The following is a 13,191-nucleotide window of genomic DNA, read 5'->3' as shown; positions in this document are numbered from 1 at the left end:
TTATTTATAGCGCGCTTATTTTACCGGTAACATGATCTAACTCAGATTCCTGCACAATTTTTACTCTTTTGCACTTCCCTGGATTCACCCCTGACGCTTTTTTTATTACACTGGCTGAAGCGATTTTGCCTCCGGCGCACGGCAGCAAGGTGATTCAGGTATGCTTGCGTATCCAACAATGCCGTCGTCCGGGACACATAATTTTCAGGAGCCTTTATGAACTCGACATTGTTACGGGTAACAAATCGTATTATCGATCGTTCTCATGACACCCGCAGCGCCTACCTTGCCCGCATTGAACAGGCCAAAAGCAGCACCGTCCACCGTTCGTCGCTGGCCTGCGGTAACCTGGCCCACGGTTTCGCCGCCTGCCAGCCGGAGGATAAGGCTTCGCTGAAAAGCATGCTGCGTAACAACGTCGCTATCATCACCTCCTACAACGACATGCTCTCCGCGCACCAGCCCTATGAACGCTACCCTGACATTATCCGCAAAGCCCTGCACTCGGTTAACGCCGTAGGTCAGGTTGCCGGCGGCGTACCGGCCATGTGCGATGGCGTGACCCAGGGTCAGGATGGCATGGAGCTTTCCCTTCTCAGCCGGGAAGTGATCGCTATGTCTGCCGCAGTCGGCCTGTCACACAATATGTTTGACGGTGCGCTCTACCTTGGCGTCTGCGATAAAATTGTGCCGGGCCTGGCGATGGCTGCGCTGTCGTTTGGTCATCTGCCGGCGCTGTTTGTGCCGTCAGGACCGATGGCCAGCGGTCTGCCAAACAAAGAGAAGGTACGGATCCGCCAGCTCTATGCTGAAGGCAAAGTGGACCGCATGGCGCTGCTGGAGTCTGAGGCAGCCTCCTACCATGCGCCGGGTACCTGCACCTTCTACGGCACGGCCAATACCAACCAGATGGTTATTGAATTTATGGGCATGCAGCTTCCTGGCTCATCATTTGTGCACCCCGATGCGCCGCTGCGTGAAGCCCTTACCGTGGCCGCCGCACGTCAGGTAACTCGCCTGACCGGTAATGGCAACGAGTGGATGCCGCTTGGCAAGATGATCGATGAAAAGGTTGTAGTGAATGGCATCGTCGCCCTGCTGGCAACCGGCGGCTCCACTAACCACACCATGCATCTGGTGGCGATGGCGCGCGCTGCGGGTATCATCATCAACTGGGATGACTTCTCTGAACTCTCTGAAGTGGTGCCGCTGATGGCGCGCCTCTACCCGAACGGCCCGGCGGATATCAACCACTTCCAGGCAGCGGGCGGCGTACCGGTGCTGATGCGCGAACTCCTGAAGGGCGGTCTGCTGCATGAAGACGTTAATACCGTGGTCGGTCACGGCCTGTCACGCTACACCCTTGAGCCATGGCTGAATGAGGGCGAGCTGGCCTGGCGCGACGGGGCCAGCGCCTCGCTGGACAGCGATATTATTGCCTCTATTGATAAGCCGTTCTCACATCATGGCGGCACCAAAGTGCTTAGCGGTAACCTCGGTCGTGCGGTCATGAAGACCTCCGCTGTGCCGGTAGAGAATCAGGTCGTTGAGGCGCCAGCGGTGATTTTTGAGAGCCAGCACGACGTGTTACCCGCTTTTGAAGCCGGTCTGCTTGACCGTGACTGCGTGGTTGTTGTCCGGCATCAAGGGCCAAAAGCGAACGGCATGCCAGAATTACATAAACTGATGCCGCCACTTGGTGTATTATTGGACCGCCGTTTCAAAATCGCATTAGTCACCGATGGACGGCTCTCCGGCGCATCAGGTAAAGTACCGTCGGCGATCCATGTAACACCAGAAGCGTATGACGGCGGGTTGCTGGCAAAGGTACGCGAGGGCGATATCATCCGCGTGAATGGACAGACAGGGGAGCTGACTCTGCTGGTGGATGAAACCGAGCTTGCTGCACGTCAGCCGCACATTCCTGACCTGAGTAGCGCGCGTGTAGGTACTGGCCGCGAAATGTTTAGCGCACTGCGTGAAAAACTCTCCGGTGCGGAGCAGGGCGCAACCTGTATCACTTTTTAAACTGATAAATTTTTTAGATCGGGCGAGAGATAAATTCTGATGAAAAACTGGAAAACGAGTGCTGAAGCAATCCTGAAAACGGGTCCTGTCGTACCGGTTATCGTGGTGAACAAACTGGAACACGCCGTGCCGATGGCGAAAGCTCTGGTAGCCGGCGGCGTTCGCGTGCTGGAAGTCACTCTGCGTACCGCCTGTGCCATGGATGCGATCCGCGCCATTGCGAAAGAAGTGCCGGAAGCGATCATTGGTGCCGGTACGGTACTGAATCCGCAGCAGCTGGCGGAAGTTACCGAAGCGGGCGCGCAGTTTGCTATCAGCCCGGGCCTGACCGAGCCGCTGCTGAAAGCGGCAACCGAAGGTACCATCCCGCTGATCCCAGGCATCAGCACCGTTTCTGAGCTCATGCTCGGCCTCGACTACGGTCTGAAAGAGTTTAAATTCTTCCCGGCTGAAGCCAACGGCGGCACCAAAGCGCTGCAGGCGATCGCAGGTCCATTCTCGCAGGTGCGTTTCTGCCCGACCGGCGGTATCTCTCCGGCGAACTATCGTGACTACCTGGCGCTGAAGAGCGTGCTGTGCATCGGTGGCTCATGGCTGGTTCCGGCTGACGCGCTGGAAGCGGGTGACTACGATCGCATCACTCAGCTGGCTCGCGAAGCGGTAGAGGGTGCGAAGCAGTAATTGTTACTATATCGCGAGAAAAACGGGCCATTCGGCCCGTTTTTTTATCCTTTCACCACCACGCTAGCGGCGGCATTTTTCGCCCGCTCCACCGCGTCCTCTACGCTTTCACCGGTGGCTAACGCCACGCCTAACCGCCGCGTACCGTCAATCTCCGGCTTGCCGAACAGGCGCAGCTGTAATCCAGCGCCCACTGCGGCCTGCACATTATCAAAGGTCACATTACCACTCTTCAGTTCCGGCAAGATCACCGCCGAAGCGGATGGGCCGTATTGACGCACGCCGCCTATCGGCAGGCCGAGGAAGGCGCGAACGTGTAAAGCAAACTCAGAGAGATCCTGCGAGATCAGCGTGACCATGCCGGTATCGTGCGGACGCGGTGACACTTCGCTAAAGATCACCTCGTCGCCGCAGACAAACAGCTCCACGCCAAACAGGCCATAACCTCCGAGCGCCAGCACCACGTCGCGGGCGATAGCCTGCGCGCGGGAGAGGGCCAGCTCGCTCATCTGCTGCGGCTGCCAGGACTCACGGTAGTCGCCATCCTCCTGGCGATGGCCGATGGGATCGCAGAAGTGGACCCCGTCAACGGCGCTGACGGTCAGAAGGGTGATTTCAAAATCAAACGTTACCACGCCTTCAACAATGACGCGTCCCGCCCCGGCGCGCCCACCGAGCTGAGCGTACTGCCAGGCATCGTGCAGTTGATCGGCGCTGCGAATAAAGCTTTGGCCTTTGCCAGAAGAGCTCATTACCGGCTTGATAATGCATGGCAGGCCCAGCGCCGAGACCGCCTCTTTGAACGCGGCTTCACTGTCGGCAAAGCGATAGGTTGAGGTGGGGAGATTTAGCTCCTCAGCAGCCAGTCGGCGGATCCCTTCCCGGTTCATGGTCAGCTTCGCGGCGCGGGCGCAGGGCACAACTTGCTGGCCCTGAGCCTCAAGCTCCAGCAGCGTATCGGTAGCAATAGCTTCTATTTCCGGAACGATAAAGTCCGGTTTCTCCTGCGCCACCAGCGTCTTCAACGCCTCGCCATCCAGCATGTTAATGACATGCGCCCGGTGGGCTACATGCATCGCCGGGGCGTCTGCATAACGGTCTACCGCAATGACTTCAATGCCCAGACGCTGACACTCAATCGCCACCTCTTTACCCAGCTCACCGGAGCCTAACAGCATCACACGCGTGGCTGCAGGACGCAGCGCCGTACCTAAAAAAGTCATAATATTCACCGTTTAAAAATTTCGGACTATTATACACGAAAACGTTTGCGTGTCTTTTTTCGGCTTGCAATCCCGCTGCATATTGCTTACTATAATACTGTATAAATAAACAGGTAAATGAGGCTGCATTATGGCGGTTGAAGTCAAATACGTGGTAATCCGCGAAGGTGAGGAAAAAATGTCTTTTGCCAGCAAAAAGGAAGCCGATGCTTACGACAAAATGCTCGATCTGGCCGAAGTGCTGGAGGGCGTGCTGGTAAATGCTCCTGTTGCGTTTGATGACGAGCAGCGCGAACAGATGGCGCTGTGGCTGGCTGAGCAAAAAGAGACCTTTAGCGCAGTCTTCCGCTCCGGTAAGCTGCCGGACCCGGATGCGGCCCCGGTCAAAGGCGATACCGTTACGGACATGCCGACGCCGAAGCGAACTAAAGCAGCCTAACCGCAGCTTGCGCTGCCGGTAATTTGTACCATGCTTTGTGTGGGTTATGCGCACAGGAGATAAGCATGAACAAATTAGGATTACTGCTCGGCCTTGCCCTGCTGGCCGGGAGCGTTAGCGTACAGGCTGCCAATAGTAAATCAGTGAAGTTTCCCAGCTGCGAAGGGCTGGATGCCTCTGGCATCGCCGCTAGCGTCAAGCGTGACTATCAGCAAAACCGCATAGCGCGCTGGGCTGACGATCAGGAGACGCTAGGGCAGGCCGATCCGGTTGCCTGGATCAACGTCAAAGAGATTACCGGCCAGGACGATAAATGGACCGTTCCGTTGACCGTCCGCGGTAAAAATACCGATATACACTATCAGGTTGCGGTGGACTGCAAGGACGGCAAGGCCATTTATACCCATCGCTAACCAAAGCCGCATTTTCGCTTCTTTAGCCAGTTTAGACATTTCCTGACAACCCCTCGCTTACTCTGTGGTTTGACACAGAATAATCGGGGGGAATTATGACTAACTGGATGAATCAACTACAGTCGCTGCTGGGCCAGAAAGGGGCATCTACCTCATCGGGTGACGGGCAGGGGCTGAGCAAGCTGCTGGTACCAGGCGCATTAGGTGGCCTGGCGGGACTGCTGGTTTCGAACTCTTCTTCCCGTAAGCTTCTTACGAAGTACGGTACTAGCGCGCTGCTGGTTGGCGGTGGGGCCGTTGCCGGCACGGTGCTGTGGAACAAATACAAAGATCGCGTGCGAAGTGCTCATCAGGATGAGCCGCAGTTTGGTCAGCAAAGCTCGCCGCTGGACGTGCGTACCGAACGTCTGATCCTTGCCCTGGTCTTTGCCGCAAAAAGCGACGGTCACATTGATGCCCGCGAGCGCGAAGCAATTGATCTGCAAATGCGGGAAGCAGGCGTTGAAGAGCAGGGCAGAGCGCTGGTTGCGCAGGCCATTGAGCAGCCGCTCGATCCCCAGCGGTTGGCCCGCGACGTGCGTAACGAGGAGGAGGCTCTGGAGCTGTACTTCCTTAGCTGTGCCGCTATCGATATCGACCACTTTATGGAGCGCAGCTATCTTAATGCGCTCGGCGACGCCCTGAAGATACCCCAGGACGTGCGCGACGGTATTGAACAAGATCTCAAAGCGCAAAAAAGCGCGCTGCCAGGCTAGCTTACACGCGGTGGTAGCGCGTTTCGCTTGCAACATGCGTGGGTTTTGCCACCCTTATAGGGTGTAAACTGAAAAGATAACGCTATGCCACCAAAAGCAAAAACAGTACCGCACGTCATGACTCTGCATGGCGATACGCGAACAGACGACTACTATTGGCTGCGCGACGATACGCGTTCGGATCAGGATGTCCTGGACTATTTGCACCAGGAGAATGACTACGGACGCGACATGATGGCCTCTCAGCAGGCGTTACAGGATCGCCTGCTGAAAGAGATTGTCGATCGTCTTCCCCAGCGCGAAGTTTCCGCTCCCTATACCCGCAATGGCTACCGCTACCGGCACGTCTATGAACCAGGATGCGAGTACGCTATCTACCAGCGCCAGTCGGTGCTTAGTTGCGAATGGGACGAGTGGCAGGTGCTGCTGGATGCCAACAAGCGCGCCGCCCATAGCGAGTTCTATACTCTGGGCGGTCTGGCCGTTTCACCGGATAATAAAATCATGGCGCTGGCAGAGGATTACCTCTCCCGGCGGCAGTACGGTCTGCGCTTTCGTAATCTGGATACAGGCAACTGGTATCCAGAGATGCTGGATAACGTCACGCCGGATTTCGTCTGGATCAACGACTCCGAAACTCTCTACTACGTGCGTAAGCATGCTAAAACGCTGCTCCCTTACCAGGTATGGCGGCACACCATCGGTACGCCTGCTGCCCAGGACGAGTTGGTCTACGAGGAGAAGGATGAAACTTTCTACGTTAGCCTGCATAAGACGACTTCCCAGCACTACGTGATCATCTATCTGGCCAGCGCCACGACCAGCGAGTGTCTGCTACTGGATGCTGAACTGCCGGATGCGCAGCCCATCATGTTCTTGCCCCGGCGCAAAGATCATGAGTACAACCTCGATCACTATCAGCACACCTTCTATCTGCGCTCCAACCGCGAGGGAAAAAACTTCGGCCTCTACCGGACCAAGGTGCGTAACGATAAGCAGTGGGAGGTGCTGATCCCGCCAAGGCCACACATCATGCTGGAGGGCTTCACGCTGTTTACCGATTGGCTGGTGGTAGAGGAGCGTCAGCGTGGCCTGACCAGTCTGCGGCAAATCAACCGTAAAACCCGCGAGGTTACCGGCATCGCCTTTGACGATCCGGCCTATGTGACCTGGCTTGCCTATAACCCCGAGCCGGAAACCTCCCGCTTGCGCTACGGCTACTCCTCGATGACAACGCCGGATACCCTGTTTGAGCTGGATATGGACACCGGTGAGCGACGGGTGCTTAAGCAGACGGAGGTTCATGGCTTTGACGCCAGCCAGTACCGCAGCGAACACCTGTGGATCAAGGCGCGGGATGGCGTTGAGGTTCCGGTCTCGCTGGTTTATAACCAAAAACATTTCCGCAAGGGGCAGAATCCGCTGCTGGTGTATGGCTATGGATCCTATGGGAGCAGCATTGATGCCGATTTTAGCAGCAGCCGCCTCAGCCTGTTGGATCGCGGTTTTGTCTTTGCTATCGCCCATATTCGCGGCGGCGGCGAGCTGGGCCAGCACTGGTATGAAGACGGCAAATTCCTTAAAAAGAGAAACACCTTTAACGACTATATTGACGTTTGTGACGCGCTGCTGGCCCAGGGCTACGGCTCTAAACGCTATTGTTATGGCATGGGCGGCAGTGCGGGCGGGATGCTGATTGGCACGGTAATCAACGAGCGTCCTGGTTTGTTCCACGGCGCTATTGCTCAGGTGCCCTTTGTGGACGTTGTCACCACCATGCTTGATGAATCTATTCCATTAACGACCGGCGAGTTTGAAGAGTGGGGCAATCCGCAGGACGAAACCTACTATCACTACATGAAGAGCTACAGTCCATACGATAACGTGACCGCTCAGGCCTATCCGCACCTGCTGGTAACTACCGGCCTGCATGACTCCCAGGTGCAGTACTGGGAGCCAGCTAAGTGGGTGGCGAAGCTGCGGGCTACGAAAACCGACGATAATCTGCTGCTGCTCTGTACGGATATGGATGCGGGTCACGGTGGGAAATCAGGCCGCTTTAAATCCTATGAAGGTGTGGCGCTTGAGTATGCTTTTCTAGTGGCGCTGGCGCAGGGCACGCTGCCGGGTAAGAAAAGTTAGTTTTCATCGAGATAGTGCTTTAACGTCAGCCGCAGTTCAGGACTCATGCGCTCCAGATTGTTATACAACCAGCGCAGATAACCAGGATCGCGGTCGGCAATCTCGGACACGGCTTTGCCTCGGTATTTACCAAAGGTAAAAGTTGTCATCAAGGCAGGGCGACCGGTAATGGTTGCCATCTGGTCCGGCGTCCAGCCCGAGGTGTCCATGATATCGATCAGCAGCGCGGCGGTGATGTAGCAGTCATACAGCGCCCGGTGGTGATGCAGTCCCGGCGGCGTCTGCACGCTCAGCTTACGCGACTTGTAGAGCGCCATATTGCCGTACTGGATCCCTGGCCACAGACGGCGGGCCAGCTTCATGGTGCAGATCCACTCCCCGGGCATTTCCGGCAGCACGCGACGATCGAAGCTGGCATTGTGCGCAACGTACCAGCTGCTGCCCAGGTAGTGTGGCAGGATATCTTCGATCCACGGCTGATCGGCTACCATCTCTTCGGTAATGCGGTGGATAGCCATCGCCTGACGGCTGATAGGGCGATCCGGGCGCACAAGGTGACTCATTGGGTTAACAATCTGCCCGTCAATGACGTCCACCGAGGCGATTTCAACGATGCCGCCCTGCAGGCCGCAGGTTTCAGTATCGATTACGCGTAACATCTTATCTCCAGAAACCGGGTCGATTATTTGATCTTAGGCTCGTAGGGCAGGCGTGAGAGCGACACGGATGCCAGACGATGGGCAATCAGCCGCTCGCGAAACCAGTCGCGCAGGTGAGCAGGCTGTTCGCGCTCAACCACCTCTGCGATAACCGGCATATTGTAGCGCTCTTTAAAGGCTACACCAGCTGCTGCCAGATCAACGTTGACTTTGTCCATTTCGTCCTGAGGCAGTTGTGCAAGATTCGTTTTCATAGATCCTCCCGTTTTTACGGCGCAAAATTACTAAGCCTGCCGCAGAAAGGCAAGCCCGCACCGGTACAGACTCGACTCGATCATTATACAGAGTTATTCTTTGTGCTATACACATAACAAAAAGGAATGGAATGATGGGTTTCAACGCTAAGTATACCTGCCGCGCGCTGATGCTGACCGCCTCTCTCGCCGTATCACCTGTTGTTTTCGCCCACGCCCACCTCAAGCATCAATATCCGGCCGCCGACGCCAACGTGACCGCTGCCCCACAGGCATTGACCCTGAACTTCTCTGAGGGCATTGAGCCTAAATTCAGCGGCGTAAAGGTTACCGGAGCGCAGCAGCAGGTAGTGAAAGTCGGGGCAGTAAAGCGTAACGATAGCGATAAAACACAGCTGATTGCGCCCATCGAACAGGCTCTCACACCCGGTCAGTATACCGTAGAGTGGCACGTTGTCTCCGTCGATGGGCATAAAACGCAGGGCAGCTATCGTTTCAGCGTGAAATAGTATGCTCGCGTTTTGCTACGTTGGGCTGCGGTTTATCCACTTTCTAGCCTTGATGCTGATATTTGGTAGCGCCGCCTTTGCGCACTGGCTCGCCGATCCGGCGATCCGCGCTACGCTGCAGCGTCGCTTCAGGTCCATGCAGCGTGGTGCCCTTGCGCTGGCGTTTTTCTGCGCGCTGCTGATGTTTGCCGTGCAGGGCGGTATGATGGGCAACGGCTGGCACGACGTCTGGCAGCCCGATATTTGGCAGGCGGTAAGTGAAACCCAGTTTGGCAGCGTGTGGCTATGGCAAATCATTATTGCGCTGGCAACATTGCTGCTGGGTTTCATGCATCAGCAGGGGCGGGTGCTGCTGCTGGTTACTGCCCAATTGCTGCTGCTGGCGAACACCGGCCATGCGGCGATGCATGACGGGGTGATGGGGCTTTTTGCCCGGATTAACTACGCCGTGCATCTGCTCTGTGCCGCCGCCTGGTTTGGCGGCCTGCTGCCGGTGCTGTATTGTATGCGGCTGGTAAATGCGCACCATCGAGTGCAGGCGATCGGCAGTCTAATGCGTTTTTCCCGTTACGGGCATCTGGCCGTCGCGGGAGTGCTGATATCCGGTATCATTAACGCACTTTTTATCCAGGGGGTGGCGCTGCCCTGGCAGAGTTTATATGGCCGTCTGCTGCTGGTAAAATGCGCGCTGGTGCTGCTGATGGTGGCCATTGCCCTGATAAACCGCTATGTGCTGGTGCCACGTTTTCGTATACATGAAGCACAGTCGCGCGCTGTTTTTATTCGGATGACGCAAGCTGAAGTGGTTCTCGGCATCGTGGTGCTGGCAACGGTCAGCCTGTTTGCGACACTTGAACCTTTTTGAATAACTGGCGAAAAAATGAAAAAAAGTATTCTCACTCTTCTGTTATTAGCCTGTTCAGCCAGTGCGCTGGCTGCGCCACAGGTGATCACCGTAAGCCGCTTAGATGTGGGTAAAGATAAATGGGCCTTTAACCGCGAAGAGGTGATGCTTACCTGTCGTCCCGGCCACGCGCTGTTTGCTATCAACCCCAGCACTTTGGTGCAGTATCCGCTCAACGACGCGGCGCAGCAGCAGGTAGCTAGCGGGGAAAACAGCGGCCAGCCTATTTCCATTATCCAGATTGACGATCCAGCAAATCCAGGAGAAAAGATGAGCCTGGCTCCGTTTATTGAGCGTGCTGAAAAGCTCTGCTAATTACAGCTTGATTCATAACAAAAAACCGCAGGCTTCACTGATGAAGCGTTGCGGTTTTTTTGTTTACGGCCGTGACAATCACCCTTTTTTTCCTGCCACCGATGTTGTGGACTGGAAAAGCTGGCGCTGTCATCTATTCTTAAAGTGCCAGGCGTATTTAGCCTGCATTAATGCCAACTTTTAGCGCACGGCTCTCTCCCAAGAGCCATTTCCCTGGACCGAATACAGGAATCGTATTCGGTCTTTTTTTATATCTTTGAATACTAAAGGTTTTTTAGTCTCCCCACTAAACTCCCTGAAAATCTCTCGAATTTTCTGTATCCGGTCTAAACCATAACATACTCAGCCCCACGGGCGTCCAGGTATTTTTAGGGCAATTATAAATTTTTATGACCTGGCAGCCGCTGCGTAACATCCTCTCCAGCTTCCTTCTGCATCGCCGAACTGACGAGTAAAGATAAACTGTGAAGGGGTGTGATACCTGCAGCGACCAATAACTTCTTCAGGACAATGTGTTAGATCGAGATGATGATTGCCCTGACTTGTAAGCCAACCATTATAACAGAAGGCAGTTAGGCCTAACTTACCCTGAGGGGGCCAGGCAACATGGGTTAATGCATAGCCTTAAAGCGGTAGCCAGAAAATGGGGAAGATCCTTTATCTTATTCCCAGCATTTCTGTTGTTGATTCTCTTATACCCAATGATTTCACCTTCATACCTGTTCTGTGATTTACATCAAGGAATTTAACTTACATTAGCAGTTTAATAGGTCTTTGTGTCTGATTGCCGATGCGTAATAAAAAATCCTTTGAGCGCAGTTCTTATCTCGTACAGATTATGAGCTTAACAAGGATGTGGTTTACACAGCCAGCCATCATATAAGAAAGCTTCTCATTTACAAAATTAGTTGATGTCACCCTTCTTTGAGGGATAGGCGTTTTAGTGCTTGAATGAAGTAATTCAAAAAATATAAAAAAATTTTCATAAAAATATAGCGTGTTTTATGTCTTTTTTTATATTTTCTGAGGCTGTTGTTAGCCATAAATTCCAATGTAAGGAAATTGTTGATGCGCTCGCGCTTGTGTAGTCTGGATACGGCTAAGGGCTTTTTTATTGTCTTGATGCCATTATCGCATATTGGATTGATTAACGATGTTTTTGTATCACATATAAACCATGACTGGTTTTTAATTTTCAAAATGCCAGGGTTTTACATTATATCTGGATATTTAATGTATAACTCGATAGACCGCCCCGGTTTTCTGCTGAAAAAAATCGATGGTATATATAAGCCTTATGTCTCACTGGCATTTTGCATGATGTTAGTGCTGCTAGTGGCTGGCCATAGTACATCGCTTCAAGAGATCTATGATTTGCTATTGGGGTATTCTTATAGCGTTGGTAGCGGTACTGTGACATTCTATCCAGCATGGTTTATTGTAAACCTTCCCGTTTCGTATCTGTTCTGTAAAATAATTGTATCAAATTTAAAAACAAAGCGGTTGTCTGTCGTGCTGCTATGCTGGTTTGCGCTTGTCGTTTTTAACTATAACGACAGTTATCTGGGTTTTCGCCTTCCTTTTCATATGAATATTTCATTGTACGCAGTGACCTATTTACTCACGGGAATGGCGATAAAGCACATCAATTTCAATATTGAAAATAAAAAGAATATCTTATTGTTTGGTTTGTTTTTTATTGCGATGCGTCTTATGCTGCCTAATGAATATTTACACCTTGACCTAGCTATCAAAGAGTACAATAATTTTTTTGCCACCTATGCGACTTCCGTGAGTGGCGTATTGTTTATCATCTCCCTGGCGAGTACGTTGGATAATACTGCTATATCCAAGGCATTATCCCTGTGTGCACAAAATAGCTTATATATACTTATTTTGCATATCCCTGTCTATACTTTGATAAAAGATGTCATTACTGTAACCGATCCATTCTATACACAACTTCTTCAGATGATAGTAACAATTGTTTTATGCGTGGTAATTGCCCTTATTGTAAAGGAAGTAAGGCCCATTTCGTTCCTTTTCAAGCCTAAAACGCTCGTGCTAAAAAATTCAGAAGGGAATCGGTAAAATACTTCCACGGTAATGCAGCCCCTTTGATATTCATAGTACGGATGCGCAGTTCGGAGTGAAGGGGGCTGCATCAATATATCTGGGCTGCCCTCTTTCGCCCTGCGCTAGTCGGCTTACATTTACTTCATAAGTTAACCGTACCATATCCATCCCGCCGGGCGTCCAGCGTTTTTTGTTAAAATTCGGGGGAGTTAAAAATCACTAAACTCCTGAGCCGGACGCCAGAAGCCGTCGATGAAATCCTCTACCGGATAGCAGCCGCCGTGGCGGATCCGCTGCTCCTCCATAGAGACCAGGCACTGCTGTTCGGTATTGTACACGTCAATAACAATGTCATCACAGCCACCGTCCAGGTAGCAGATAAAAAGAACCAGCGCGACCATTCCATCCTCACTTCCGTACCGCTTAGCTTAAGTGTAGGGGAAGAAGGTAAAGAGAGGAAATTCCAGGAGTAAATAACCCGCCGGGCGGCGGGTTCAATGGATCAGCCGAGGCGCATAATCCAGGTATCAGTCTGTTGATCGTAATGCTCACGATAAAGCACGGATTGTTCACCGTTAAGAAGCGCCGGAATACTGGTGTCGGCGTCCCAGGCATCAAGCTGCATACATAGATCGGGATCGGAGCTGCATGGAATGCGTAATGTTCGTTCTCCTGGCTGCTCGCCCTGCAGCTCAGCATCATCAATTTCAAATTGGCCAATGCGCACGCTGGTTTTCGTCATAATGCTCTCCATTTATCTGCATAATGTGGTACGACCAGTAAAGTCACCCCA

At 53.1% G+C, this 13,191-nt stretch carries 15 protein-coding genes; 10 read left to right on the top strand and 5 right to left on the bottom strand.

What is annotated here, in order from left to right; genetic code table 11:
- The first annotated feature begins 216 nt into the window (after window positions 1–216).
- Both edd and kdgA read left to right on the top strand, forming a co-directional pair.
- A complete protein-coding gene (edd, locus tag RTN40_RS02415) occupies window positions 217–2,028 on the top strand; it encodes a phosphogluconate dehydratase (RefSeq protein WP_312227038.1) in 1,812 nt (603 codons plus the stop codon).
- A gap of 39 nt (window positions 2,029–2,067) precedes the next feature.
- Window positions 2,068–2,709 carry a bifunctional 4-hydroxy-2-oxoglutarate aldolase/2-dehydro-3-deoxy-phosphogluconate aldolase gene (gene kdgA / locus RTN40_RS02410; RefSeq protein WP_312227037.1) on the top strand — a complete coding sequence of 214 codons (642 nt, stop codon included), beginning with the start codon at window positions 2,068–2,070 and terminating at the stop codon, window positions 2,707–2,709.
- A 44-nt stretch (window positions 2,710–2,753) separates the two neighbouring features.
- Here the strand turns inward: kdgA and purT are convergent, their stop codons facing one another.
- Window positions 2,754–3,932, bottom strand: a complete 1,179-nt coding sequence (gene purT / locus RTN40_RS02405; protein ID WP_312227036.1) for a formate-dependent phosphoribosylglycinamide formyltransferase — start codon at window positions 3,930–3,932, stop codon at window positions 2,754–2,756.
- Between the two features lie 130 nt (window positions 3,933–4,062).
- On the opposite strand from purT, the gene RTN40_RS02400 reads away from it, so the two are divergent.
- The 4 genes from RTN40_RS02400 (at window position 4,063) to ptrB (ending at window position 7,681) form a co-directional block, all read left to right on the top strand.
- Window positions 4,063–4,371, top strand: a complete 309-nt coding sequence (locus tag RTN40_RS02400; RefSeq protein WP_312227035.1) for a YebG family protein — start codon at window positions 4,063–4,065, stop codon at window positions 4,369–4,371.
- Window positions 4,372–4,436: 65 nt separating this feature from the next.
- Window positions 4,437–4,784, top strand: coding sequence for a protein YebF (gene yebF, locus RTN40_RS02395; protein ID WP_312227034.1), 348 nt, complete (start codon window positions 4,437–4,439; stop codon window positions 4,782–4,784).
- A gap of 95 nt (window positions 4,785–4,879) precedes the next feature.
- The gene (locus RTN40_RS02390) at window positions 4,880–5,539 is read left to right on the top strand and encodes a tellurite resistance TerB family protein (RefSeq protein ID WP_312227033.1); all 660 of its coding nucleotides are present in this window, start codon (window positions 4,880–4,882) and stop codon (window positions 5,537–5,539) included.
- An 84-nt stretch (window positions 5,540–5,623) separates the two neighbouring features.
- Window positions 5,624–7,681, top strand: a complete 2,058-nt coding sequence (ptrB, locus tag RTN40_RS02385) for an oligopeptidase B (RefSeq protein ID WP_312227032.1) — start codon at window positions 5,624–5,626, stop codon at window positions 7,679–7,681.
- Here the strand turns inward: ptrB and exoX are convergent.
- Both exoX and RTN40_RS02375 read right to left on the bottom strand, forming a co-directional pair.
- Complete coding sequence (gene exoX / locus RTN40_RS02380) at window positions 7,678–8,340, bottom strand: exodeoxyribonuclease X (RefSeq protein WP_312227031.1); 663 nt, start codon at window positions 8,338–8,340, stop codon at window positions 7,678–7,680. The genes ptrB and exoX overlap by 4 nt on opposite strands.
- A gap of 23 nt (window positions 8,341–8,363) precedes the next feature.
- Complete coding sequence (locus tag RTN40_RS02375) at window positions 8,364–8,594, bottom strand: DNA polymerase III subunit theta (protein WP_312227030.1); 231 nt, start codon at window positions 8,592–8,594, stop codon at window positions 8,364–8,366.
- 134 nt (window positions 8,595–8,728) lie between these two features.
- On the opposite strand from RTN40_RS02375, the gene yobA reads away from it, so the two are divergent.
- From yobA to RTN40_RS02355, 4 genes are all read left to right on the top strand, one after another.
- Complete coding sequence (yobA, locus tag RTN40_RS02370) at window positions 8,729–9,103, top strand: CopC domain-containing protein YobA (RefSeq protein WP_312227207.1); 375 nt, start codon at window positions 8,729–8,731, stop codon at window positions 9,101–9,103.
- 1 nt (window position 9,104) lies between these two features.
- Window positions 9,105–9,968 carry a copper homeostasis membrane protein CopD gene (gene copD / locus RTN40_RS02365; RefSeq protein WP_312227029.1) on the top strand — a complete coding sequence of 288 codons (864 nt, stop codon included), beginning with the start codon at window positions 9,105–9,107 and terminating at the stop codon, window positions 9,966–9,968.
- A 15-nt stretch (window positions 9,969–9,983) separates the two neighbouring features.
- On the top strand, window positions 9,984–10,322 hold the full coding sequence (locus RTN40_RS02360) for a YebY family protein (RefSeq protein ID WP_312227028.1): 339 nt from the start codon (window positions 9,984–9,986) through the stop codon (window positions 10,320–10,322).
- Between the two features lie 1,068 nt (window positions 10,323–11,390).
- Entirely contained in the window at window positions 11,391–12,413 is a 1,023-nt protein-coding gene (locus tag RTN40_RS02355; RefSeq protein ID WP_312227027.1) for an acyltransferase, read from the top strand.
- A gap of 194 nt (window positions 12,414–12,607) precedes the next feature.
- Here RTN40_RS02355 and RTN40_RS02350 read toward each other — a convergent pair whose 3' ends face one another.
- Complete coding sequence (locus RTN40_RS02350; protein ID WP_268107648.1) at window positions 12,608–12,799, bottom strand: YebW family protein; 192 nt, start codon at window positions 12,797–12,799, stop codon at window positions 12,608–12,610.
- 101 nt (window positions 12,800–12,900) lie between these two features.
- Window positions 12,901–13,140 (bottom strand): YebV family protein, encoded by a 240-nt coding sequence (locus RTN40_RS02345; protein WP_312209342.1) that lies wholly within the window; start codon window positions 13,138–13,140, stop codon window positions 12,901–12,903.
- Between the last annotated feature and the right edge of the window lie 51 nt (window positions 13,141–13,191).

The organism is Pseudescherichia sp., assembly GCF_031987975.1.
Classification (GTDB): Bacteria; Pseudomonadota; Gammaproteobacteria; order Enterobacterales; family Enterobacteriaceae; genus Pseudescherichia.
The sequence above is the reverse complement of the archived record's forward strand: the minus strand, read 5'-3'. Positions and strand labels throughout refer to the sequence as shown.

Bases quoted from the DNA above. Each gene is read 5' to 3' on its own strand.
- RTN40_RS02390 (WP_312227033.1), top strand. From the start codon at position 4,880: ATGACTAACTGGATGAATCAACTACAGTCGCTGCTGGGCCAGAAAGGG.
- purT (WP_312227036.1), bottom strand. From the start codon at position 3,932: ATGACTTTTTTAGGTACGGCGCTGCGTCCTGCAGCCACGCGTGTGATG.
- RTN40_RS02400 (WP_312227035.1), top strand. From the start codon at position 4,063: ATGGCGGTTGAAGTCAAATACGTGGTAATCCGCGAAGGTGAGGAAAAA.
- exoX (WP_312227031.1), bottom strand. From the start codon at position 8,340: ATGTTACGCGTAATCGATACTGAAACCTGCGGCCTGCAGGGCGGCATC.
- yobA (WP_312227207.1), top strand. From the start codon at position 8,729: ATGGGTTTCAACGCTAAGTATACCTGCCGCGCGCTGATGCTGACCGCC.
- RTN40_RS02355 (WP_312227027.1), top strand. From the start codon at position 11,391: ATGCGCTCGCGCTTGTGTAGTCTGGATACGGCTAAGGGCTTTTTTATT.
- yebF (WP_312227034.1), top strand. From the start codon at position 4,437: ATGAACAAATTAGGATTACTGCTCGGCCTTGCCCTGCTGGCCGGGAGC.
- RTN40_RS02350 (WP_268107648.1), bottom strand. From the start codon at position 12,799: ATGGTCGCGCTGGTTCTTTTTATCTGCTACCTGGACGGTGGCTGTGAT.
- RTN40_RS02375 (WP_312227030.1), bottom strand. From the start codon at position 8,594: ATGAAAACGAATCTTGCACAACTGCCTCAGGACGAAATGGACAAAGTC.
- ptrB (WP_312227032.1), top strand. From the start codon at position 5,624: ATGCCACCAAAAGCAAAAACAGTACCGCACGTCATGACTCTGCATGGC.
- RTN40_RS02360 (WP_312227028.1), top strand. From the start codon at position 9,984: ATGAAAAAAAGTATTCTCACTCTTCTGTTATTAGCCTGTTCAGCCAGT.
- RTN40_RS02345 (WP_312209342.1), bottom strand. From the start codon at position 13,140: ATGACGAAAACCAGCGTGCGCATTGGCCAATTTGAAATTGATGATGCT.
- kdgA (WP_312227037.1), top strand. From the start codon at position 2,068: ATGAAAAACTGGAAAACGAGTGCTGAAGCAATCCTGAAAACGGGTCCT.
- edd (WP_312227038.1), top strand. From the start codon at position 217: ATGAACTCGACATTGTTACGGGTAACAAATCGTATTATCGATCGTTCT.
- copD (WP_312227029.1), top strand. From the start codon at position 9,105: ATGCTCGCGTTTTGCTACGTTGGGCTGCGGTTTATCCACTTTCTAGCC.